General features: G+C 75.1%; 21 protein-coding genes and 1 pseudogene. 13 read left to right on the plus strand and 9 right to left on the minus strand.

Annotated elements, in window-relative coordinates; genetic code table 11:
• Positions 1-25 precede the first annotated feature (25 nt).
• Together PUR61_RS41235 and PUR61_RS41240 are read left to right on the plus strand one after the other, a co-directional pair.
• Positions 26-1,108 carry an aromatase/cyclase gene (locus tag PUR61_RS41235; protein WP_329885092.1) on the plus strand — a complete coding sequence of 361 codons (1,083 nt, stop codon included), beginning with the start codon at positions 26-28 and terminating at the stop codon, positions 1,106-1,108.
• Positions 1,105-2,046, plus strand: a complete 942-nt coding sequence (locus PUR61_RS41240; protein ID WP_329885093.1) for an MBL fold metallo-hydrolase — start codon at positions 1,105-1,107, stop codon at positions 2,044-2,046. The genes PUR61_RS41235 and PUR61_RS41240 overlap by 4 nt, the downstream gene beginning before the upstream one ends.
• An 87-nt stretch (positions 2,047-2,133) precedes the next feature.
• Here the strand turns inward: PUR61_RS41240 and PUR61_RS41245 are convergent, their stop codons facing one another.
• Both PUR61_RS41245 and PUR61_RS41250 read right to left on the minus strand, forming a co-directional pair.
• On the minus strand, positions 2,134-2,841 hold the full coding sequence (locus PUR61_RS41245; RefSeq protein WP_329885094.1) for an NTP transferase domain-containing protein: 708 nt from the start codon (positions 2,839-2,841) through the stop codon (positions 2,134-2,136).
• Positions 2,842-2,947: 106 nt separating this feature from the next.
• Positions 2,948-3,967: an acyltransferase domain-containing protein gene (locus PUR61_RS41250; protein WP_329885095.1), complete on the minus strand. Its 1,020-nt coding sequence runs from the start codon at positions 3,965-3,967 to the stop codon at positions 2,948-2,950.
• Between the two features lie 151 nt (positions 3,968-4,118).
• Between PUR61_RS41250 and PUR61_RS41255 the strand changes: the two genes are divergently transcribed.
• From PUR61_RS41255 to PUR61_RS41265, 3 genes are read left to right on the plus strand one after another with little or no spacing between them, the layout of a single operon-like run.
• Positions 4,119-5,180, plus strand: coding sequence for a DUF6081 family protein (locus tag PUR61_RS41255; RefSeq protein ID WP_329885096.1), 1,062 nt, complete (start codon positions 4,119-4,121; stop codon positions 5,178-5,180).
• Between the two features lie 39 nt (positions 5,181-5,219).
• Complete coding sequence (locus tag PUR61_RS41260) at positions 5,220-6,107, plus strand: nitroreductase/quinone reductase family protein (RefSeq protein ID WP_329885097.1); 888 nt, start codon at positions 5,220-5,222, stop codon at positions 6,105-6,107.
• 47 nt (positions 6,108-6,154) lie between these two features.
• Positions 6,155-7,222, plus strand: a complete 1,068-nt coding sequence (locus tag PUR61_RS41265; protein WP_329885098.1) for an aldo/keto reductase — start codon at positions 6,155-6,157, stop codon at positions 7,220-7,222.
• Positions 7,223-7,454: 232 nt separating this feature from the next.
• Here PUR61_RS41265 and PUR61_RS41270 read toward each other — a convergent pair whose 3' ends face one another.
• Positions 7,455-8,525, minus strand: coding sequence for a DUF6081 family protein (locus PUR61_RS41270; protein WP_329885099.1), 1,071 nt, complete (start codon positions 8,523-8,525; stop codon positions 7,455-7,457).
• A 201-nt stretch (positions 8,526-8,726) separates the two neighbouring features.
• Between PUR61_RS41270 and PUR61_RS41275 the strand changes: the two genes are divergently transcribed.
• The 3 genes from PUR61_RS41275 to PUR61_RS41285 are packed head-to-tail and all read left to right on the plus strand — an operon-like array spanning position 8,727 to position 11,412.
• Positions 8,727-9,707: a pseudouridine-5'-phosphate glycosidase gene (locus PUR61_RS41275; protein ID WP_329885100.1), complete on the plus strand. Its 981-nt coding sequence runs from the start codon at positions 8,727-8,729 to the stop codon at positions 9,705-9,707.
• The gene (locus PUR61_RS41280) at positions 9,704-10,393 is read left to right on the plus strand and encodes an HAD family hydrolase (protein WP_329885101.1); all 690 of its coding nucleotides are present in this window, start codon (positions 9,704-9,706) and stop codon (positions 10,391-10,393) included. The genes PUR61_RS41275 and PUR61_RS41280 overlap by 4 nt, the downstream gene beginning before the upstream one ends.
• Positions 10,390-11,412, plus strand: coding sequence for a DUF6081 family protein (locus PUR61_RS41285; protein WP_329885102.1), 1,023 nt, complete (start codon positions 10,390-10,392; stop codon positions 11,410-11,412). The genes PUR61_RS41280 and PUR61_RS41285 overlap by 4 nt, the downstream gene beginning before the upstream one ends.
• 241 nt (positions 11,413-11,653) lie before the next feature.
• Here the strand turns inward: PUR61_RS41285 and PUR61_RS41290 are convergent, their stop codons facing one another.
• Positions 11,654-12,757, minus strand: a complete 1,104-nt coding sequence (locus PUR61_RS41290) for a hydrolase (protein ID WP_329885103.1) — start codon at positions 12,755-12,757, stop codon at positions 11,654-11,656.
• 162 nt (positions 12,758-12,919) lie between these two features.
• The gene (locus PUR61_RS41295; protein WP_329885104.1) at positions 12,920-14,431 is read right to left on the minus strand and encodes an MFS transporter; all 1,512 of its coding nucleotides are present in this window, start codon (positions 14,429-14,431) and stop codon (positions 12,920-12,922) included.
• A gap of 79 nt (positions 14,432-14,510) precedes the next feature.
• Between PUR61_RS41295 and PUR61_RS41300 the strand changes: the two genes are divergently transcribed.
• The 3 genes from PUR61_RS41300 (at position 14,511) to PUR61_RS41310 (ending at position 16,553) form a co-directional block, all read left to right on the plus strand.
• Positions 14,511-15,002, plus strand: coding sequence for a MarR family winged helix-turn-helix transcriptional regulator (locus PUR61_RS41300; RefSeq protein ID WP_329885105.1), 492 nt, complete (start codon positions 14,511-14,513; stop codon positions 15,000-15,002).
• Positions 15,003-15,107: 105 nt separating this feature from the next.
• Positions 15,108-16,040: an SDR family NAD(P)-dependent oxidoreductase gene (locus PUR61_RS41305; RefSeq protein ID WP_329885106.1), complete on the plus strand. Its 933-nt coding sequence runs from the start codon at positions 15,108-15,110 to the stop codon at positions 16,038-16,040.
• 60 nt (positions 16,041-16,100) lie between these two features.
• Positions 16,101-16,553 carry a nuclear transport factor 2 family protein gene (locus tag PUR61_RS41310; RefSeq protein WP_329885107.1) on the plus strand — a complete coding sequence of 151 codons (453 nt, stop codon included), beginning with the start codon at positions 16,101-16,103 and terminating at the stop codon, positions 16,551-16,553.
• Between the two features lie 177 nt (positions 16,554-16,730).
• On the opposite strand, the gene PUR61_RS41315 is transcribed toward PUR61_RS41310, so the two are convergent.
• The 3 genes from PUR61_RS41315 to PUR61_RS41325 form a co-directional block, all read right to left on the minus strand.
• Positions 16,731-17,678: a 3-hydroxyacyl-CoA dehydrogenase NAD-binding domain-containing protein gene (locus tag PUR61_RS41315; RefSeq protein ID WP_329885108.1), complete on the minus strand. Its 948-nt coding sequence runs from the start codon at positions 17,676-17,678 to the stop codon at positions 16,731-16,733.
• The gene (locus PUR61_RS41320) at positions 17,675-18,487 is read right to left on the minus strand and encodes an AfsR/SARP family transcriptional regulator (RefSeq protein WP_329885109.1); all 813 of its coding nucleotides are present in this window, start codon (positions 18,485-18,487) and stop codon (positions 17,675-17,677) included. The genes PUR61_RS41315 and PUR61_RS41320 overlap by 4 nt, the downstream gene beginning before the upstream one ends.
• Positions 18,488-18,606: 119 nt before the next feature.
• Complete coding sequence (locus tag PUR61_RS41325) at positions 18,607-19,212, minus strand: response regulator transcription factor (protein ID WP_329885110.1); 606 nt, start codon at positions 19,210-19,212, stop codon at positions 18,607-18,609.
• A gap of 153 nt (positions 19,213-19,365) precedes the next feature.
• On the opposite strand from PUR61_RS41325, the gene PUR61_RS41330 reads away from it, so the two are divergent.
• Positions 19,366-20,358: a beta-ketoacyl-ACP synthase 3 gene (locus PUR61_RS41330; RefSeq protein WP_329885111.1), complete on the plus strand. Its 993-nt coding sequence runs from the start codon at positions 19,366-19,368 to the stop codon at positions 20,356-20,358.
• Positions 20,355-20,843: a flavin reductase family protein gene (locus PUR61_RS41335; RefSeq protein WP_329885112.1), complete on the plus strand. Its 489-nt coding sequence runs from the start codon at positions 20,355-20,357 to the stop codon at positions 20,841-20,843. The genes PUR61_RS41330 and PUR61_RS41335 overlap by 4 nt, the downstream gene beginning before the upstream one ends.
• Here the strand turns inward: PUR61_RS41335 and carB are convergent.
• Positions 20,807-21,374 (minus strand): annotated as a pseudogene (carB, locus tag PUR61_RS41340) (carbamoyl-phosphate synthase large subunit); the annotation flags it as partial. The gene PUR61_RS41335 and the pseudogene carB sit on opposite strands and share 37 nt — an antisense overlap.

A 21,374-nucleotide genomic window follows, 5' to 3' on the forward strand; every position in this document is an offset into this window, starting at 1 on the left:
CCCCACCACGACGACGGAGGGACCCATGACCACGCCACCGACCCGCCGCACCGCCGAGCACACCGCGGACCTCCGGGCACCCGCCGACCGGGCGTTCCGGCTGATCGCCGACGTCACCCGTTGGCCGCTGCTCTTCCCGCCCTGCGTCGCCGCCGACGTGCTGGAGTCCGACCTCGACTCCGAGCGGATCCGCCTCTGGGCCCTGGTCGGCGAGGAGGTGCGCAGCTGGACCTCGCTGCGCACCCTCGACCGCGAGCGGCTGCGGATCGACTTCCGCCAGGAGACGCCGAGCCCGCCGCTCACCTGGATGGGCGGCCACTGGGAGTTCGAGCGCGGCGCGGGCGGCGAGAGCGCCACCCGGCTGGTCCTCGGCCACGAGTGGGTCACCGCCGGCGCGCCCGAGCAGGCCGACCTGATCGCCCGGGCTCTGGACGGAAACAGCGAGCAGGAGATCGGCGCCGTCCGGGCCTGGGCCGAACGGCCGGAGCCGCCGGAGGAGTTGGTCTTCTCCTTCGCGGACCGGGTCGAGACGACCGCCCCGCCCGGGGCGGTGTACGACGTCCTGCACCGCGCCGACCTGTGGCCGGACCGGCTGCCCCACGTGGACGCGGTCGAGCTGACCACGGTCCCGGCGACGCCGGTCACCGGCGGCGCGGAGGTCCAGCGGCTGTCGATGGACACCCGGGCCGAGGACGGCTCGGTGCACCGGACCCGTTCGGTGCGGCTCTGCTTCCCGCACGAGCGGATCGTCTACAAGCAGACCGCACCGCCGGCCGGTCTGCTGGGCCACAGCGGCGAGTGGATCGTCACCCCGCACGGTGCGGGCTCCGCGGTCACCGCCGTGCACCGGGTCGCCCTCGACGCGGACGCGCTGCCCCGGCTGTTCGGCGCGGGTACCGAGCTCGCGGTGGTGCGCGAGCGGGTGCGCGCGGCGCTCGGGGGGAACAGCCTGCGCACGCTGGAGTGGGCGCGTTCGTTCCTGGCCGGCGCCGGCGCCGACGCCGACGCCGACGCCGAGGCCGACGCTGCCGCTGCCGCTGCCGCTGCCGCTGCCGGTGTCGGTGTCGGTGTCGCTGCCGGTGTCGCTGCCCGGGAGGTGGCCCGATGACGGAGCTGCTCGCCCCGCACGGTGCGCCGGACGCCGACCGGGTCCGCGTGCAGGAGGTCGCGGACGGGGTCTACGCCTACGTCCAGGAGCCCGGCGGCTGGTGCCTCAACAACGCCGGGGTGGTGCTCGGCGGCGGGGAGAGCCTGCTCGTCGACACGGCGGCGACCGAGCGGCGGGCCCGGCGCCTCCGCGAGGCCGTGAACGGTCTGACCGCGGCCCCGCCGCGGTTGCTGGTGCTCACCCACTTCCACGGCGATCACGTCTTCGGCTCCGCGGTGGCGGCACCCGAGGCGGCCGTGGTCGCCCACGAGCACGCCCGCCGGGAGATGACCGAGGCCGGCCTCGGCCTCACCGGGCTCTGGCCCGATGTGGACTGGGGCCGGATCGAGGTGCGGCTGCCGCACCTGACGTACCGGGACCGGCTCACCGTGCACGTCGGCGACCGCCCCGTCGAGCTGCTGCACTTCGGGCCGGCCCACACCACCGGGGACACCCTGGTGTGGCTGCCGGAGGACGGCGTGCTGTTCGCCGGGGACGTGGTGCTCAACGGCTGCACGCCGTTCGTCCTGATGGGCTCGGTGCGCGGCACCCTGCGCACGCTGGAGCGGCTGCGCGAGCTGGCGCCCCGGACGGTGGTGCCCGGCCACGGGCCGGTCGCCGGTCCGGAGGTGCTGGACGAGACGGCCGCCTACCTGGACTGGCTGCTGCGGACGGCCGAAGCGGGCCGGGCCGCCGGGCTGAGCCCGCTGGAGACGGCCCGCGACGCCGGTCCCGGCCCGTACCCCGGCTGGCTGGACGGCGAACGGGTGGTCGGCAACCTGCACCGCGCCTACGCCGAACTCGACGGCGAACCGGAGGGCGTGGCGCTGGACGTGGTGCGGATCTTCGGCGAGCTGGTGGAGTACAACGGCGGGCGACTGCCGGACTGCTACGCCTGACCCCCACCGCGGTGCGGCCCCGGTGGGGGAGGTGCCGGTCGGTGACCCCGGTAGGAGCGGCCCCCTCGGGGGCGGCCCCGGCCGGGGTCACCGTCGTGCCCGGAGAGCCGGCAGGTCGGGCTCCGTCCGGCGGCGCGACCGGGCGGCCGAGGGGCGTACCCAGGTGTCCAGGACGGCGGCGGAGAACAGGCCCAGTCCGCGGACGCGGGCCCGGGCGAGGTCGGCCGGCGTGTCGACGTCCAGCCGCAGGCCCGGTCCGGCGGCCAGCACCGGCTCCCGGGACTCGGCGGCCCGGCCGAACGACGGGACCAGGTCCGCCGCCCGCAACGCGGTCACGGCCGTGGTGCCCGCGCCGGTGTGGTCGGCGACCCGGGCCCGGCGGTGCCGGCGGGCGGCGGCCAGCGCCTCCGCCAGCTCCTCGGGCCGCAGCGTCGGCAGGTCGGCGGCGAGGACGGCCACCGGGCAGTCCGGGGCGAGCGCGGCGGCCCCGGCCAGGGCCGCCGCGTCCGGTCCGGCGCGCCGCCCCTCCGGGGTGGTCGCGGCGCCGAGCGTCCGGGCCTGCCGGGCGGCCAACGGGTCGTCGGTCACCACCAGGACGAGCCCCACGCCCGGAGTGGCCCGCACCGCACGCAGGGTGTCGAGGTAGAAGGCGTGGGCCAGTTCGGCGTGGTGGCGGCCGCTGTGCAGGGCCAGGCGCTGCTTCGCCGATCCGAAGGGCCGGACGGGCAGGACGACCGACCAGAGCAGATCGTCCTCCCCGGGGCCGCCCCGGGCACGGTAGGGCTCGGCTGTCATACCTCCGAGCGTCCCCGCCCTCTCTGGAGCCCTTCTCCAGCTCGCCTGGAGCACCTCCGGGGCTCCCTCGTGCCTCCCGTCCGGGCCGGTGCCCGCCCCGGACGGGTCAGACCGGCCGGGCGGCCGGGCGGTGGGGGCCGGCCTCGGCGTCCAGCAGGGCGACGGCGGCGTCGAACGCGGCGCGGTCCGCAGGGGTGCCGGTCCGCCGGTGGTCGGCGAGGAGGGGGACGATCACGCTGGGGCCGGAGCGGACCGCGGGGTGGCGGCGGGCGGGGGTGGAGAGGCTGCGGTCGGGCGCGGCGTCGAGGAGCAGCAGACCGGGCCGGGTGCCGGCCCGGTCGAGCAGGGCCGACAGGGCGGGCCACCAGCGGACCGGGAGGGCGAGTTGGTCGGCCCAGAAGCGCGGGTCGAGGGCCTCTCCGGGACGGACCGGGGCGGCGGTGCGGGCGGAGAACACGGTGGTGCGCGGCGGGCGGAGGCCGAGGTCGCCGAGCGCCGTGCCGAACCGTCGTGCCGCGGGAGCCAGGGCGGGGGAGTGGAAGGCGTGGCCGGAGCGCAGCGCGCGGACGGTGAGGCCGGCCGCGCGCAGCAGGTCGGCGGCGGCGTCGAGGGCGGCGGAGGGACCGGCGAGGACGGTCTGCCGGGGGCCGTTGACCGCCGCGACGGCGATGCCGGGGCCGAGCCGGGGCGGCAGGTCGGTGGGGGCCGCCGCGACCGCGAGCAGGCCGCCCCGGGTACCCGGGTCGAGGTCGCCGGTGCGGGCGTCGACGAGGACGGCCAGCCGGTCGGCGGGGAGCACGTCCGCCAGGGCTGCGGCGGCCAGCTCGCCGATGCTGTGGCCGAGCAGCAGCTCGGGCGGGCCGGCGGCGGCCTCGACGGCCCGGCCGAGGGCGTGGCCGACGGCCAGCAGCAGCGGCTGGGCGGCCTCCGCCTCGTCCAGCGCGGGATTGGGCGCGGGGCTCAACCAGTTCTCGCGCAGCCGGTCGCCGCGTGCGCCGAGGGCGGTGAACAGCCGGTCGAGGTGCTCGGTGAAGACCGGCTCGGTGCCGTACAGTCCGGCGGCCATGCGTTCGCGCTGGGCGCCCTGGCCGGGCAGGAGCAGCACGGTGCGGCGGTGTTCGGTCATCGTCGTCTCCCCTGGGTGGTCCGTCGTTCGCGTCGCTCGCGTTGGTCGTTCGTCGTTCGTCCCCGGTCGTGGGGAGCGTGCGGGTGATGCCTTGACCCGGGATGGACCGGGCCTCAAGCCGGACTCCTGGCCGCGCCGGGAGGGTGAGGGCGTGACGGATGTGCTCTTCCACGACGAGTTCCGCGACGGCTTCCTTGACGGCCTCCGGGGCGGTCTTCACGACGGTCTTCGCGACGGTCTCCGCGCCGGGTCCGATCCCGGGCCGGGCTGGCAGGCGCGCGGCGACGGTGTCGCCACGGTCTCGGCGGACGGCCTGCTGGTGCGCTCCGCCGGGACCGACCCGGTCACCGGCGCGCCGGCCTTCACCGCGACCTGCGACCCGGCCGCACCGGGCGGCGGCCGGGGCGACCACCTGAAGTGGACGGCCCTGGTGCGGCAGACCGCAGGCTCGGGACTGCCCGGGTTCGACGTGCCGGACGGGGGCGCACTGACGGTCGGCGCGGTGCTGACGGCCCGCTTCCCGGGCACCGAACGGCACCCGTTCGGGGCGGCGGTGGCCGACCCGGCGTCAGACCTCCGGCTGGCTGCGGCCGATCTGGTGGCCTTCGACCCGGAGAGCCGGGCGGCCTTCGACTTCCTGCTCACCGATACCCGGGTGTACGCGCTGTACGAGCGCCTGCCGGAACCGGCGGGCTCGGGCGCACCGCGTCCCGCGGCCTTCAGCCAGGCCGTGCCGGTGGCCGTCCGGACGCCGGAGTCGTGGCACCGCTGCGCCGTCCGGGTGGACCGCGGCGGTACCCGGGTGACCTGGCTGCTGGACGGCGCCGAGGTGTTCGCGGTGGACCGGATCGGCCACCGGCCGGCGGGGCGCGAACACCTGCTGCTGGACCACGGGGGCGAGCCGGGGGAGCCGGTCCGGCTCGGGCAGTTGGCGGTCGGGCTGGCGACGATGACGCTGCTCGACGGCGCCGGCCCGGACGGCCGGGGGCTGGTGCGGCTGGACGCCGCGCCGGGGCACTACTACGACGTGCGGTCCGGGGCGCCGGCGCCGCAGGCGTTCGTGGACGAGCGGAGCCGGCCGGAGAGCCGACTCTTCGGTGCCGGTGCGGTGTTGAGGGTGCGTGAGGTGACCGTCCGGGAGGCGCCTGAGGTGCGCGAGGTGCCTGCGGTGCGCGTGCGGACGGGTGTTGACAGCCGTCGGCGACCCCGTTAGCTTACATTTGCTTTCAAAGCAAACGATTGGAGCGCCCTCATGAGCTGGAACGAACGGATCATCAAAGAGTTCCGGGAGAACAACGGGAAGGTGGGGGGCATGTTCGAAGGTGCCCCGATGGTGGTCCTCACCACCGCCGGCCGCCGTACCGGCAAGCCGCACACCAACCCGGCGATCTACCTGCGGGACGGCGACCGGTACCTGGTCTTCGCCTCCAACCTCGGCAACGCGCAGCACCCCGACTGGTACCACAACCTGGTCGCCGCACCCCAGGTCACGATGGAGATCGGCACCGACGAGGGGCGCGTGAAGCCCTTCGCCACCCGCGCGGTCGTCCTGGAAGGGGAGGAGCGCGACCGGCTGTACGAGCTGCAGAGCACCCTCAGCCCGGCCTTCCGCGAGTACCAGGAGAAGACCACCCGGGTGATTCCGGTGGTCGCCCTGCACGCGCTGGACCTCTCCACGGACAGCGACCGCAACCGGATGATCGGGCGTCAGTTGATCATCCACCACGAGGAGTTGCGGGCCGATCTGGCCGAGGTCCGCGCCGCCGTCGAGAGCGTGCTGAGCGGCGGGGAGGAGGCTCGTCCGACTCCCGACCTCACCCGGCAGCTGCACCGCCGCTGCCTCTCGTTCTGCTACGGACTCCAGCTGCACCACACCCGCGAGGACGGCTCCTTCACCGCCTTCGAGCAACAGTTCCCGCACCTCGTGCCGGCCATCACCAAGCTGCGCGAGGAGCACGAGGTGGTCGAACGGAAGCTGGCCGACCTCGGAGCGGTGCTGGAGCGCGGCCTCGCGGCCGAGGGCGGCGACGTCGCCGCCCTCAGGACGGAGCTCGACCGGGTGATCGACGGTCTGGAGGCGCACTTCGCCTACGAGGAGGAGCACCTGCTGCCGGCGCTGGACGTGCCCCGTCCATCCTGACCGGGCCCCGGGCAGGCCGGGGCCCCCGAACCACGGAGCGTGCTGACATGCGCTACACGCTGCTCGGCAAGTCGGGCCTGAGGGTCTCCGAACTCGCCCTGGGCACCATGACCTTCGGAACCGACTGGAAACTGCCGCCCGAGGTCCCCGGCCGCCTGCTCGACCAGTTCGCCGACGCCGGCGGCAACCTGCTGGACACCGCCAACGAGTACGGCAACGGCACCGCCGAGTCACTGCTCGGCGAACTCCTCGCCGGCCGCCGCGACCGGTTCGTGCTGAGCACCAAGTACACGATGCAGACCCGGCCCGGAGACCTCAACTCGGCCGGGAACCACCGCAAGAACCTCGTCAACTCCCTGGAGGCCAGCCTCCGCCGGCTGCGCACCGACCATCTCGACCTGCTCTGGGTGCACGCCCGCGACACGCTGACCCCGGTGCCCGAGGTGATGCGCGCCCTGGAGGACGTCGTCCGGGCCGGAAAGGTGCTCTACGTCGGTGTCTCCGACTGGCCCGCGTGGGAGGTCGCCCAGGCCAACACCCTGGCCGAACTGCGCGGCTGGTCCGCCTTCGTCGGCCTCCAGCTGCACTACAACCTCCTCGACCGCACCGCCGAGCGTGAACTGCTGCCGATGGCCCACGCCTTCGACCTCCCGGTGCTCGCGTGGGGGCCGCTGGCCGACGGCCGGCTCACCGGCAAGTACCTGACCGGCGGCACCGGGCGGCTGGACAGCGTCGCCTGGGGCCGGGCCCGCGGCGAGGGTGACGACGTCGTCCGGGAGGTCCTGGCCGTCGCCGAGGCGGTCGGCCGCCCGCCCGCGCAGGTCGCGCTCGCCTGGCTCCGCTCGCGCCCCGGCACGGTGATCCCGCTGGTCGGCGCCACCTCGGAGGAACAGCTGCGGCAGAACCTATCGGCCACCGAACTCTCGCTGGACGACGAGCAGTTGGCCGCACTGGACCGGGTCAGTGCGGTGCCGGCCGGCTTCCCGCACGCGTTCCTGCGGTTCCCCGCCATGGTCCGGCTGATCTACGGCGACCAGTGGGACCAGGTCGACGACCGGCGCACCACCGTCCGCCGGGCCGTCGCCGACGACCTCTACGGTACCGCCGCACGGTAGCGCCCGGGCGGGACCGACGACAGACGGCCGAGGACTCCGGTTCGCCCCGGGGCCCCGGCCGTCCGTCGTCCCCTCGGACCGTCCGTCGTCCCCTCGGACCGGGCGGCGGTCCCTCCGGTCCTCCGGCACGCGGCCGGCCGACGGAAGGGGCACCGGGCGGACGGCCAGGACGGCGGTCGGGCCGCGGACCCGAAGGTCCGCGGCCCGACCGCCGTCCTGGCACGGACGGGCGTTACCGCACGTGCCGCATGTCGAACGAACGCACCTTCAGCGTCACACCCTGACCCCAGAGCCGGTTCTGCTCCAGGCTCCGGTCGTCGAGGAAGGTCTGCGGCGCCGGCGCGCCCTGCGACGGCTTGTAGTAGAAGTTCTCCTCCTTGCCGAGGCGGACCAGCCCGCGCTTGTCCCGGTCGCGCACACCGCCGGCGCCGTCCAGCAGGTTCCCGGTGCCGAGGCCGCACTGCACCGAGGTCGCCCGGACCTGCTCCGGGGTGCCGCCGTGGTCCAGCCGCAGGTACTTGCGGTCGAACGCCGGCGTCCCGATCCGGTCGGTGGACAGCACGTTCCTGCCGTTCACCAGCCAGGTGACCCGCCGGCCGCCCTGGTCGAACTTGATCTGGAGGTCGTCCGTCCGGCCCGGGGTGCGCTTGGCCACCGGGACGGAGTAGTGGTACGAGGCGTAGGTGCTGCCGGGGATCGGCAGCCGCTCGTACACCGCGTGGATCTCGCCGTTGGTGACCGTCAGGTTGGCCACCGTGTGGGTGGTGTGGTCCACCGAGATCAGCGTGGCACTGGCCAGCCGGGGATCGGTCTGCGGATCGGACACCGCCTGGCCGAACGGGTGCTGGTCGACGTAGTCCGACCGGACCGACACCTGGCTGGAGCAGACCAGCGCACCGGTGTCCGGGACGGGCACGCCGTTGGCGGAGGACTGCCGGGGCTGCGCCACCCACTTGAGGTGGTCGCCGGTGCCACCGCCGAAACCGGTGGCGTTCTGGTCGGTCGTCGCGGCGAACGCCGGCCGGCCGGTGACCGGGTTGGTCCCGGTCGGCACCACCGTGATGCCGCGCCGGCCGGCGGTGATCACACCGTCGCCCTGCGGCAGCACCGCGCCGGTCGCGGTCTTCGACGAGCCCAACTGCCAGGTCTGCGCCGAGTCGAAGCCGTCGCGGAACTCGTCGTGGAAGAGGACCTGCCCGGGCCTCCCCGCCGCACCGGCGTCCGCGACGGCTGTCCCGCCGGCCCCGGCCACGCCGGCCATCGTCATCGCGACGCCGATCGCCGCCTTCACTTTCCCGTTCATCGCGTCTCCCTGCGCATTCGACAGAGCACCACAGAGCACTTCCGAGCTTCCGAGCACCTCGGGTGGTGCGCCGCACACTCTGGCCGCGCTCCCTCGAATTCCGGTCGAACCGCCGTCTCCACGCCCGCTCGACCACTGCTCCAGCCGCCCCGGACAGGCTGCCCGAGCCCATGATGACCAGCCCCTGTCCGGAAGGAGGCGATGGCCGTGGACCAGCTCCTTGCCATCACCGAGGAAGTCGGCACCGCACTGGCCGAGCGGCGGCCGGTGGTCGCGCTCGAATCGTCGCTCGTCACCCACGCACCGTCCGTCGACGCCGCCCTCGCCATCGAGAAGGCCGTCCGGGACGGCGGCGCCGTGCCCGCCACCATCGGCATCCTGGACGGCCGGCTGCTCGTCGGCCTCGACGCCGACCAGATCGAACGGCTGCGCACCACCGCCGGCGTGCCCAAGGTCAGCGCCCGCGACATCGGCCCGGTGCTGGCCGGCGGCGGCCCCGGCGCCACCACCGTGGCCGGCACCATCGTCATCGCCGAGCGGGCCGGCATCCCGGTGTTCGCCACCGCCGGGATCGGCGGCGTCCACCGCCGCGCGCAGCAGACCTTCGACATCTCGCCGGACCTCCTCCAGTTCACCCGCACCCGGATCACCGTGGTCTGCGGCGGAGCCAAGAGCATCCTGGACGCCCGGCTCACCGCCGAGTACCTGGAGACGGCCGGCGTCCCGGTGCTCGGCCACGGCACCGACCGGCTGCCCGGCTTCTACGCGCGGGCCACCGAGGTCCCGGTCCGCCGGGTGGACGACGTCGGCCAGGCCGCCCGCGCCGTCCTGGCGCACTGGGAGGTCAACGGCGGCGGCACGGTCCTGCTCACCACCCCGGTGGCCGAGGAGGACGCGTTGGACGCCGAGGTGATCGAGACCGCCATCGTGCGGGCGCTCGCCGAGGCGGACGCGGCCGGGGTCACCGGAAACGCCGTCAGCCCCTTCCTGATGAAGGCCGTCTCCCGGGTCACCGAGGGACGCACCGCGAAGGCCGGCCGGTCCCTGCTGCTGAGCACCGCGCGGCTGGCCGGCGAGCTGTCGGCCGCCCTGTCGGCCCTGGCCGGGAACGAGCAGCAGGCGGGCACGCAGCACGCCGGCGCGCGGCCCGCGTACGAGCAGGCGGCGGGGGAGTGGCGGTGACGGCCGGCGTCCTGTTCGATCTCGACGGCACCCTCGCCGACACCCCGCAGGCCATCGCCACGCTGCTCACCGCCGTCCTCGCCGAACGCGGCGTGCACCCCGGCGCGGACGCCGTGCGCGCGACCGTCGGCCTGCCGCTGGAACCGAGCCTGGCCCGGCTGCTCGGCCGGCCGGCCGACGGCCCGGAGGTGGCCGCCGCCGCCGCCGACTACCAGCGGCGCTTCCGTGCGCACCTGACGGCCACCGGCGCGGCCCTGCGCTACCCGGGGGTGGCGACCGGGCTGCGCCGGCTCGCCGGGGCGGGGCTGCGGCTCGCGGTGGCCACCTCCAAGCCACGCGGGGCGGCCGAGAAGATCCTCGCCCTGATGGGCGTCGCCGACGCGTTCGCCGTGGTCGCCGGCCACGACAGCGTCGAGCACGGCAAGCCGCACCCGGCGATGGCCCGGTACGCGGCCGACCGGCTCGGCCTGTCCGCCGAGTCCTGCGTGGTGGTCGGCGACGGCGTCGCCGACGTGGGTATGGCGCGTGCCGCCGGGATGCGCGTCATCGGCGTCTCGTACGGCGCGGCCACCGCCGCCGAGCTGACCGCCGCGGGCGCGGAGCGGGTCGTCGACTCCTTCCCCGAGGTCGTCGACCTCCTGCTCGCCCCGGCACCACCGACCGACCGACCCGAGGAGCCGCGATGAACCCGCCCGCCCGCACCCCCGCCGAAGCCGCCGTCCCCGCCGAAGCCGCCGAGCTCTGGCGGGACGACTTCCGCGACGGCCTCTCCGCCACCGGGCCGGACGCCCGCTGGCGGTACGTCCAGGCCACCGCCGAGCTGATCGCCGACGACGCCGACGCCACCGTCACCGGGGACGGCCTGCGCCTGGTCTCCCGGGGCCGCAACGCGGCGACCGGCGAGCCGGCCTTCACCCGGACGGTGCCCAGCGAGCGCGGACAGGCCGGGGTGGTGCCCGGATTCGCCGACCACGCCAAGTGGATCGCCTACGTCAACCGCACCGCGGCCTCCGGCTTCCAGGGCTTCGAGGCCGAACCGGGCCGGGTGCTCTCCGTCTCCGCCACCGTCTCCGGCCGCACCTACGGCACCGCGGGCCACCCGTTCGGCGACGCGGTCCGCGACCCCGAGGACGACCTGCGGCTGGGCGGCGCCATGCTGAACACCATCGACCCGGAGACCTCGGTCGCCTTCGACTTCATCCTGACCAACCGCCGGCTCTACGCCTTCTACGGCCGGACCAACTTCGCCCGCCGCCACCTCGGCCCGTACGGCTCCTTCGCCTGCACCGTGCCGCTGCTGGACCGCACCCCGGACGACCGCCACCGGGTGCGGATCTCCTACGACCGGGGCGCAGGCGTGGTGCGCTGGCTGCTGGAGGACGAGGAGGTGCTGCGGGTCGACCGGATCGGTCTGCCGCTCGGCCGGGAGACGCTCACCCTCGACGAGGGCGGCGAGCTGACGGTGGTCGAACCGCGCCAGCTCAGCTTCGGGATGGGCCTGCTCAGCCTGCTGGACGGCTCCTGGCCGACCGGGCGCGGCCTGGTCCGCCTCTCCCGGGCGACCACCTACTTCCGCCCCGACGCGGGCGAGCCGCACGAGCAGACCTTCGTCGACGAGGAGAGCCGGGAGAGCAGCCGGCTCTTCGGCCAGGGCGCCGAACTGACGATCGGCGGGTACACCGTCACCGACGGGCCCGCCGGCTGACCCGGCCCCGGCGAGCGTGCCGGAGGGGGCTGCGGGCGGATGCCCACAGCCCCCTCGCGGCGTTCCGTCTGCGGCACTGCGGCACTGCGGCACTGCGGCACTGCGGCACTGCGGCACTCCGTCGTCCCGCGTCCGGTGTCGGGCAACCGGGTGGGCGGTCGCCCGACCACCCGGTTGCCCCACCACCCCGTGAGGCGCGGCGACCCGCCTGTCCGCGGTACCCGCAGGCCCGCCGGGCCCGTCAGCCCGCCGCGTACGGGACGAGCTCCGCCGTCGCGAAGCGGTGGGCGGCCGGCTCCCACTGGAGGACGGCGTGGGTGGCGCCGGTGGTGGCGTCCCGCCAGAACCGCTGGAACGGCGCGTCCTCCTGCAGCGCACCGGTCCCGGCGGTCCGGGCCAGCCCGTTGACCGCGGCCAGCAGCAGCTCCACGGCGGCCGCCTGGTCGCGCTGCGCGCGGGCCCCGCTCCACTCGTCCCGGGAGCCCCGGTCGGCGTCCTCGGCGGCCCGGGCCAGCAGCAGCGCGGCCGCGTCGGTCTCGGCGGCGGCCCGGGCGAGCGCGGACTCGGCGGCGGCCGAGGGCTTCCGGCGGGCCGCGGCGGCGGACCAGGCGGACAGCGCCCCTCGCACCGCCCCCAGCACGGGCCCGGCGAAGGTCAGCCCGCTGACGTCGCGCAGCGGCACGGTGAGGGGGGCGGGCGCCTCGCCCGCCGGGCGCCCGGTCAGCAGCTCGGCGTGCCCGAAGGTGTGTCCGACGGGCACGTGCACCGGGTCCAGGACCAGCGTGTGGCTGCCCGTCCCGCGCATGCCGACGGTCCGCCAGGTCTCCTCGACCCGGTAGGCGGAGCGGGGCACCAGCAGGAAGCGCGGCTGCCGTTCGTCCGGCGCGCCGTCGGGCACCGGGACCGAACAGGCGAGCAGGGCGGCGTCGGAGGAGTGCACGCCGCTGACGTAGGACCAGCGGCCAAAGAGCCGCCAGCCGCCGTCCTCAAGGACGGCCGTCCCGGCCGGCACCAGCGCGCCGGCCACCAGGGTGTCCGGGCCGTCCGCCCAGAGCGCGCGCCGGCCCTCCTCGGGCAGGAACCCGGCCATCCTGCCGAGGGTCGAGGCGATCGACGCGCACCAGGCGGCGGACGGGTCGTGCCGGGCGAGTGCGGCGACGGCGTCGAGGCAGGTGCCGAAGCCGCCCTCGTCGCCACCCCACCGGGCGGGGACGAAATGCCGGGCGAACCCGGCCTCCCGGACGGCCTCGACGACCTCGGCCCCGAGCCGGTACTCGCGTTCGGCCCGGTCCGCGTGCGCCGAGGCCGCCCGGCACACCTCGGTCAGATCGGAATGCTCCTTCACGGCGGCACTTCCCTCCGGTGGGACGGTGGAGAACGGTGGAGAAGCGCAGCCTCGCGGCGTCCGGTCGAGGCCGGCTGGACCGCCGGTCGGGCGGCCGCCGGGTCGGCAGGTCGACAGATCGACAGGCAGGGAGCGGGTTCGGGTGGCCGGGGGTTCGGGCGGTCAGGTCCGGGTGGCCTCCGCGTCGGCGCCGTCCGGCCGGCCCGGCTGCGTCGTCGAGGCCGGCGGCCGGGGCTGCTGCTGCGGGGGCCGGGCGGCCATGAAGACCAGACGGCCGCCGGGCAGGATCATCGCGGCGGGGGCGGCCAGCAGGTAGAGCCCGACGACGACCAGCAGGCCGGTGGCGGCGGAGCGGATCGGCGGGTGGCCGTCGTCCAGCAGGCCGAAGTAGACGGTGCCGAGCAGCGCCACCCCGGAGGCGGTGCCGATCTGGATGGCCGTGTTGACCAGCCCGGCCGCGGCGCCCACGTGATGGCCCGGGGTCTTCGCGAGGACGGTGGCGATCAGCACGCCCGAGGCCATCGACATGCCGACGCCGCCGATCAGCAGGCCCGGGATCAGCTGCCAGGAGTGCAGTCCGGTCCCGTAGCGGACCACCGCGAGCGTGGTGAGGCCCATGCCCAGGGCGAGCACCACGCACCCGACCACCGCGAGCGGACGGCCGAGCTGGCGCAGCCTGGTGGCGAAGGGCGAGAAGAGGCCGACGCCGACGGCGGCCGGGACCATGGTCAGCGCGGTGTGCAGGGGGGTGAAGCCGACGGTGCTCTGCAGATGGACCGTCAGGATCACCGGGTAGGCGGCGCCCGCGAAGAACAGCACGGCGACGGAGAGCCCGCCGAGGGCGGCCCGCTGGCGCAGCAGTGCCGGGTCGATCAGCGCGGTGTGGCCCCGGGCGACGACCGTCCGTTCGTAGCGGCCGAAGAGCCAGAGGAGTACCGGGCAGGCCGCCATGACGGCGAAGGTCCACCACGGCCAGTCCAGGGTGCGGCCCTCGACCAGCGGGTAGAGCAGGGCGAGCACCGCGACGCCGGCGATGGCCAGGCCGCGGGCGTCGATGGTGGAGGCGTGCTCGGAGCGGGAGTCCCGGCAGAGCAGCACGGTGCCGATCAGCGCGGCGATGCCGACGGGCACGTTGACGAAGAAGATCGGCCGCCAGGTGAGGCCGAACAGGTCGGCGTCGAGCAGCAGGCCGCCGAGCAGCGGGGCGCCGACGCCGCCGATCGAGAAGGTCAGGCCGTAGACGGTGGCGGCGCGCTGCTGCTCGCCGGGCGGGAACTCGACCCGGAGCATGGCGAGCACCTGGGGCACCATCAGGGCGGCGGAGGCCCCCTGGAGGATCCGGACGGTGACCAGCATCTCGGGGTTGACGGAGAGTCCGGTGAGCAGGGAGGTGAGGGTGAAGGCGATCAGCCCGGCCTGGAAGACCTTCAGCCGGCCGTAGCGGTCGCCGAGCCGGGAGGCGGTGATCATGCCGGAGGCGAAGGCGATGGTGTAGCCGGCCATGGCCCATTCGAGCTGGGTGGAGGAGGCGTCGAGCTCGCGGCGGAGCGTGGGTAAGGCGACCTGGAGGACCGTGCCGTCGATCAGGTCCATCACGGTGGCCGCCATGGTGACCACCAGGGCCGCCCAGCGACGTGGGCTGTACTGCGGGGATGCGGGCCGGGGCTCGGGCATGGAGCGCCCCTTCCGGTACTGTGTGAGAAGCCGACAGGAGACTTTGCTTTGAAAGCAAAGCTATGGGGAGGGGTGGAGGATGTCAACGGAACAGGTGTCCGACGCCTCGTCCGCGCACGGGCTCAGCACCGACGAGGCGATCCGCGCGATGCTGCTCCTCATGCCGCGCGTGGCGGCGCGGCTCAAGCGCACGCCCGTGCCCGACCGGCTCCAGTCGATGAACCTGGCGCCCCGTCACCTGTCGATGCTGTCCTACCTGCTCTTCGACGGGCCGATGCCGGTGAACCAGCTCGCGGCACGCCTGGAGGTCGCCCCCACCACGGTGAGCCTGATGGTCAGCGACCTCACCCGGCAGGGAGTCGTCGAACGGCTGGCCGACCCGGCCGACCGCCGTCGCACCATCGTCAGCATCACCGAGGAGCCCGCCACCCGCGAGGCCATCGAGCGCTGGCTGGCTAACGGGGCCGACGCCTGGCGCAGGGCGTTCGAGCCGCTCGCCCCCGAGGACCGGGCGCTGTTCGTCCGCACCATCGAGGCCTACGAGAACGGCGCATCCCGCCCCCGCCCGTAGGTCCGGCACCGGCGGCCGAGTCCCGCTGGAGCGTTCTTCGAGCCCCGCACGCTCTGCTGGTCGCCGGGGCGGCACACCGCCGCCCACGGACCGCAGGGAGGCGGCATGCCGAGGAAAGTACTGGTCACCGGGGCCACCGGGACGGTCGGGAACCATCTGGTGCGCCGTCTGCTGAAGGACGGCGCGGAGGTCCGTGCCCTCGTCCGGGAGCCGGAGCGGGCCGCGGCCCTGCTGCCGGCCGGGGTGCACCTCGCCCCGGGGGACCTCACCGACCCGGCGGCGGTCCGCGCCGCGCTCGTCGGGGTCGAGCGGGCCTTCGTCCTGCTGGCCGACGACGCCGGCGCCGCGGTCGCCGAGGCGCTGCGAGACGTGCCCGGAGGCGGTCCGGAGCACCTCGTCCTGCTCTCCGCGGCGGCTCCCGCCGCCCCTGCGGCCCCCGCCGCGCAGGCTGCCGAGGCACAGGAGGACCCGACACAGGACGCCCCGGTGCCGGACAACCCGCTGTTCCGCAAGCACCGGCAGGGCGAGGCCGCGCTCGCGGCCACCGGCCGGCCGGTCACCGTGCTGCGGCCGGGCCCGTTCGCCTCGCTCACGCGGCAGTGGATCCCCGCCGTGCGCGGAGCGGGGGTGATCGGCGCCGTCCACCCGGACCTCGCGCTTCCGGTGGTCGACCCGCGGGACATCGCGGACGTCGCCGCCGCCGTCCTCGCGGGCCCCGCCCCCGCCCCCGGACCGCTGGTCCTCTCCGGCCCGCAGGCCCTGGACACCCACGAACGGGTGCGGATCCTCGCGGAGGTGACCGGCCGTCCGCTGACCGTCCGCCGGCTGAGCGCCGAGGCATGGGTGCGACTGGCCGGCGACCGGCTGCCCGAGGCCTACGCCCGCGCGCTGCTCGGCGTCGAGGAGTACCTGCGCCGGGTGCCGCCGCCGCTGACGGGCACCGTCCAGGAGTACACGGGCCGCCCGGCCCGGCCGTTCCGCGCCTGGGTCGAGGACCACGCGGCCGAGTTCCTCCAGACCGTCTCCAGGACGGGTTGAGCCCGCCCGGCGAGGGTGGCCGGGACCTTCCACGAACCGTTCCTACCGAGGAGGAAGCTGGTGGAGACCACCACCCCCGTGGCGAATCCGGCCCGTACCGGGCTCTACGCCGAGGTGCAACTGTTCTACGCCCGCCAGATGCAGCACCTGGACGCGGTGCGGGCCGAGCCGTTCGCGGCGACCTTCGCGGCGGACGGCGTGTTCGACCACTCGCCGGAGGTGCCCGCCGTCCGCGGCCGGGCGGCGATCGCCGCCGAGGTGCGCTCGTACAACGATCGCCGGTTCGCCCAGGACCCGGTCCGGCGCCGGCACTGGTTCAACATGCTCGACGTCCGCGAGCAGCCCGACGGCAGCGTGCACACCGAGTTCTACGCCCTCGTCGTGACGACCCGGCCCGGGCAGTTCCAGCCGGTCATCGCGCCGAGCTGTGTCGTCCGCGACGTCCTGGTCCGTGAGGACGGTGAACTGCGCACCCTGGAACGGCGGGTGACCCAGGACCACGCCTCGTTCTGATCCGGGCTCCCGGGCCGGGCTCCCGGGCCGGGCGCACGGGCGGGGCTCCCGGCCGTCACGGCCGGGAGCCCCGTCGTCACTCGGCCCGCCCGCCCCCGGGGCGTCGCCCCGGGGGCGGTGCCGACGGTCGGCGCTCCCTCCCGCCTCCCGTTCGGCACCGGTGCGCGGCGCGCGTCCTCAGCCCTCGCGTGCCCGGGCCGCCGCCGCGATGACCGCGTTCTGCCCGCGGTCGCGCCGGGCGGCCAGCTCCTCGTACGGCACCGCCCCGAACGACGCGTCGGCCTGCGCCAGGATGGTGTCGACGGTCTCCCGGTCCACCGGCGGCGAGCCGAGCAGCGACCAACTGCGCTCCAGGCCGCTGCCCAGGTGCTCCAGCCAGTGCCGCAGGCCGCCGGGCCCGCCGCCCAGGTGGAAGGCGTGGAACGGGCCCACCACGGCCCACCGGGAGCCGATCGAGGCGGTCACGACCTCGTCCAGCTCGTCCACCGTCACCACGCCCTCGCGCACCAGGTGGATGCTCTCCCGCAGCAGGGCCGACTGCAGCCGGTTCGCCACGAAGCCCGGCACCGCGCGGCGCAGCACGACCGGTGTCTTGCCCAGCCACCGGTAGAACTCCACCGCGGCCCCGACGGTCGAGGGATCGGCGTCGCGGCCGGCCACCACCTCGACCAGCGGCACGATGTGCGGGGGGTTGAACGGGTGGCCGACCAGGACCCGGCCGGGGGTGTCGAGTCCGGCGCCCAGGTCGTCCGGCAGCAGGGTCGAGGTGGAGGAGAGCAGCAGGGCGTCCGGTGCTGCCGCCGCCGCGACTTCGGCGAACAGCCGCTGCTTGAGCGGGAGGTCCTCCGGTGCGTTCTCCTGCACCACGTCGACGCCTGCCACCGCGCCGGCGAGGTCGGGGGCGAAGACCAGCCGGGCCGCCAGCTCGTCGGGGTCGGCCGGTCCGCCGGGCAGGGAGGCCGCGTACAGCGGCAGCGCCGCCGTGACGTGGGTGCGGGCGTCGGCACGGGTGCTGCTGATCCGCACCTCCAGCCCGCGTGCGGCGAACAGGGCGATCCAGCCCAGCGCGATCGTGCCGGTGCCGATCACCGCCGCGCTGCGGTAGGTCGTCGGACGTGCGGTCACCGCGCCACCTCCAGGGCGAATTCGGGCAGTTCCGGGTGGGCCGGCTCGGGGGAGCCGCCGAGGACCAGCTGGTGCAGCCGCTGCACCCGGCGGGAGGGCTCGACCCCCAGTTCGCCGACCAGCGCGCCGCGCAGCCGCTGGTACGTCTCCAGGGCCCGCCAGGTGTGGCCGGAGCGGTAGTAGGCGACCATCAGCTGGGCGGAGAAGTTCTCGTGCATCGGGTGACGGGCCGTCAGCATCCTCAGTTCGCTGAGGATCTCGGCGTGCCGTCCGAGCCGCAGGTCCGCCTCCACGCGCAGTTCCATCGCCCGGGTGCGGGCCTCGTCCATGCCCAGGACCTCGGTCTCCAGCACGGGCCCGACCGGGACGTCGGCCAGCGCCGGGCCGCGCCAGAGCCGCAGCGCCCGGCCGAGCGCGTCGGCGGCCCGGTGGGCGTCCCCGGCGTCGAGGGCCGCGCTGCCCTCGGCGGTCAGCCGGTGGAAGGTCCGCAGGTCGGAGTCGTGCACGGCGCCGGTCAGCTGGTAGCCGCCGAGCCGGGTGGCGAGCACCTCCTTGGCCGTCTGCGGCGTGCCGGCCGGCAGCGCGGCCGCGATCCGCCGACGGAGCTGGAGGACGTAGGTCTGTAACGTCGTCTGGGCGCTCCTCGGTATTCGGGCCCCCCAGGCCTCCTCCATCAGTGTGGGCACCTGGACCAGCCGGCCCGCCCGAAGGGCGAGCAGTGCGAGCAATTGTCGCGGCTTTCCGGCACTCGGCACGATGAAGTTTCCGTCGATTCGTATTTCCAGCGGCCCCAGAACACTGATGTCCATACGTGCGCCTCCATGGAAATCTCGGTTTCCTCGAGTGTGGCACGAGGAACTGAGGGAGCCCTAGTGATGATCTCACGGGCGGTCTGTGAATTTCTCATACCGGGGCCGTGCACGCACCGTCAGATCATGCCCGATTCCCGGGCAATCCGGACGGCGTCGACCCGGTTGCGGGCGTCCAGCTTCTGGACGACCGCGGTCAGGTAGTTGCGGACCGTTCCCACCGACAGGTGGAGCTGGCGCGCGATCTGCCGGACGTCGTCGCCCTCGGCGGCCAGTCGCAGCACCTCGACCTCGCGCGGGGTGAGCAGTCCGTCCACCGGAGTGGAGAAGCTCAGTGCGAGCTGCGGATCGACGACCCGCTCGCCGGTCATCGTCCGGCGGACCGCGGCGAACAGCTCGCTCGGCGGTGCGTCCTTCAGGAGCAGCCCCGTGCCCGGCAGTGCGAGCGCCCGCCGCAGCACGGTCGGATGGCTCAGGCTGGTGAGCAGCAGCACCCGGCAGTCGGGTACGTACGACCGCAGCTTCGCGGCGGCGGTGAGGCCGTCCTGCCCCGGCAGGTTGATGTCCAGGATCGCCAGGTCGGGCCGGACCTCCAGCGCGGCCGGCACCACGGCGTCGCCGCTGCCGACCTCGGCGACCACCTTGACGTCAGGTTCGAGTTCGAGCAGCGCCACCAGTGCGCCGCGTACCATCCGTACATCTTCGGCGATGAGCAGCCGGATCACCGAGTCCCCCTTTCCCCGTTCGCAGCCGTCCCTCGGCGTGACGGTGCGTCAGGTGAATTGTAGGGCCGCCCAGCGAGCCTCAAGGGCTTTTCCAGCGTCGATTGTGAGGATCGCCTCGCCCGCATCGTGGACGCGAAATGGAGAACCGAAGTGGTGAACGCGAGGAAACGCCCGATACGCGTCGCCGGCACGGGGCACAGCGGAATACAGGGGGTCGGTGGCTACCGGCCCCGCCGCCGCGTCGACAATGCCGAGCTCTGCCGGAGCATCGACTCCACCCCCGAGTGGATCGAGACCCGCAGCGGAATTCGCCGGCGCGGATTCGCGGGCCCCGACGAGACGCTGCCGGTGATGGCCGTCGCGGCCGCCCGGCAGGCCCTCGACCGGGCCGGGGCGCGCCCCGCCGATCTCGACCTCGTCCTGGTGGCGAGCATGTCCAACCTGGTCCAGACCCCGGCGCTGGCCGCCGTGGTGGCCCACCGGCTGGGCGCCGGCGGCGCCGCCGCGTTCGACCTGTCGGCGGCCTGCGCGGGCTTCTGCCACGCCCTCGCGGTGGCCTCCGACACGGTACGGACCGGTGGCGCCCGGCGGGTGCTGGTGATCGGGGCGGAGCGGATGACCGACATCGTCGAGCCGACCGACCGCACGAGCGCCCTGCTCTTCGCGGACGGCGCCGGCGCCGTCGTGGTCGGCGCGGCCCGTCACCCCGGCATCGGCCCGGTGGTCCGGCGCTCCGACGGCGCGTACGCCGACGCCCTGCGGATGACCGCGCCGTGGGCCGGTGACGAACGGCCCTGGATGCGGATGGACGGCCGCCGGGTGTTCCGCTGGGCGATGGAGGAGGTGGCGCCGGCCGCGCTGGCGGCCCTCGACGCGGCCGGCCAGTCGGTCGCGGACCTCGGCGCCTTCGTGCCGCACCAGGCCAACCTCCGGATGACCGAGTTGATGGTCGAGCGCCTCGGCCTGACCGCCGCGACCACCGTCGCCCGCGACGTCGTCGAGACCGGCAACACCTCCGCCGCCTCGATCCCGCTCGCGCTGGAGGCGCTGCTCGGCGAGGGCACGGCGGCGAGCGGGGACACCGCGCTGCTGGTCGGCTTCGGGGCCGGTCTCAACTACGCGGCGCAGACGGTGGTGCTGCCGTGACCGGCCGGACGGTGACCCGCGACGACCTCCGCGCCGCGATGGCCAGGACCGCCGCCGGCGTGGTGGTGGTGACGACCCGGGGAAGCGACGGCGCCCCGCAGGGCCTCACCGCGACCTCGTTCTGCTCGGTCTCGCTGGAACCGGCCCTGATCCTGGTCTGCGTGGCCGAGACGGCCGGTGCCTACAAGGCGCTCGCCGGCTGCGAGGAGTTCGCGGTGAGCGTGCTCCGCCGGGAGCAGTCCGCCGTGGCGACCCGGTTCGCCACCCGCGGGGCCGAGAAGTTCCGCGCGGCGGACACCGAGCCGACGCCCCGGGACCTGCCGGCCGTGGCCGACGCCCTCTGCCAGCTCGACTGCGCGGTGTACGACCGGCACCCCGCCGGCGACCACCTGATCCTGGTCGGCGAGGTCACCGCCGTCCGGCTCGCGGACGGCGGTGACCCGCTGGTCTACGCGGACCGGTCGTACCGGACGCTCAGTTCCTGAAGCGGGGTCACCGTCATGGCGGTCGCCGACTGGAGGGCCTCGATCGCCAGCACGGCGGCGCCCATGGCCTGCACGGTGGTGAGGCAGGGCACCGAGCGGGCGACGGCGGCGGTGCGGATCTCGTAGCCGTCGAGGCGGCCGCCGGTGCCGTACGGGGTGTTGACGACGAGGTCGATCTCGCCGTCGTGGATCAGCCGGACGACGGTCCGCTCGCCGTTCGGGCCCTCGCCCTCGTCGTGCTTGCGCACCACGGTGGCGGGGATCCCGGCACGCTGGAGCACCTCGGCGGTGCCGGCGGTGGCGAGCAGGTCGAACCCGAGGCCGACGAGGGCGAGTGCGGGCAGCACGATGTCCCGCTTGTCGCGGTCCGCCACGGACAGCACGGCCCTCCCCTTGGTGGGGAGGGCGCCGTAGGCGCCGGTCTGGGATTTGGCGTAGGCGGTGCCGAAGACCTTGTCGATGCCCATGACCTCGCCGGTGGAGCGCATCTCCGGGCCGAGGACGGTGTCGACACCGCGGCCGTGGACGTCC

It is taken from the genome of Streptomyces sp. BE20, assembly GCF_036322525.1.
Classification (GTDB): domain Bacteria; phylum Actinomycetota; class Actinomycetes; order Streptomycetales; family Streptomycetaceae; genus Kitasatospora.

What these genes read in the sequence shown, in the direction of transcription:
- PUR61_RS41245 (WP_329885094.1), bottom strand. Translation starts at nt 2,841, where the DNA reads ATGACAGCCGAGCCCTACCGTGCCCGGGGCGGCCCCGGGGAGGACGAT.
- PUR61_RS41305 (WP_329885106.1), top strand. Translation starts at nt 15,108, where the DNA reads ATGCCGAGGAAAGTACTGGTCACCGGGGCCACCGGGACGGTCGGGAAC.
- PUR61_RS41285 (WP_329885102.1), top strand. Translation starts at nt 10,390, where the DNA reads ATGAACCCGCCCGCCCGCACCCCCGCCGAAGCCGCCGTCCCCGCCGAA.
- PUR61_RS41320 (WP_329885109.1), bottom strand. Translation starts at nt 18,487, where the DNA reads ATGGACATCAGTGTTCTGGGGCCGCTGGAAATACGAATCGACGGAAAC.
- PUR61_RS41295 (WP_329885104.1), bottom strand. Translation starts at nt 14,431, where the DNA reads ATGCCCGAGCCCCGGCCCGCATCCCCGCAGTACAGCCCACGTCGCTGG.
- PUR61_RS41260 (WP_329885097.1), top strand. Translation starts at nt 5,220, where the DNA reads ATGAGCTGGAACGAACGGATCATCAAAGAGTTCCGGGAGAACAACGGG.
- PUR61_RS41270 (WP_329885099.1), bottom strand. Translation starts at nt 8,525, where the DNA reads ATGAACGGGAAAGTGAAGGCGGCGATCGGCGTCGCGATGACGATGGCC.
- PUR61_RS41235 (WP_329885092.1), top strand. Translation starts at nt 26, where the DNA reads ATGACCACGCCACCGACCCGCCGCACCGCCGAGCACACCGCGGACCTC.
- PUR61_RS41240 (WP_329885093.1), top strand. Translation starts at nt 1,105, where the DNA reads ATGACGGAGCTGCTCGCCCCGCACGGTGCGCCGGACGCCGACCGGGTC.
- PUR61_RS41300 (WP_329885105.1), top strand. Translation starts at nt 14,511, where the DNA reads ATGTCAACGGAACAGGTGTCCGACGCCTCGTCCGCGCACGGGCTCAGC.
- PUR61_RS41275 (WP_329885100.1), top strand. Translation starts at nt 8,727, where the DNA reads ATGGCCGTGGACCAGCTCCTTGCCATCACCGAGGAAGTCGGCACCGCA.
- PUR61_RS41250 (WP_329885095.1), bottom strand. Translation starts at nt 3,967, where the DNA reads ATGACCGAACACCGCCGCACCGTGCTGCTCCTGCCCGGCCAGGGCGCC.
- PUR61_RS41265 (WP_329885098.1), top strand. Translation starts at nt 6,155, where the DNA reads ATGCGCTACACGCTGCTCGGCAAGTCGGGCCTGAGGGTCTCCGAACTC.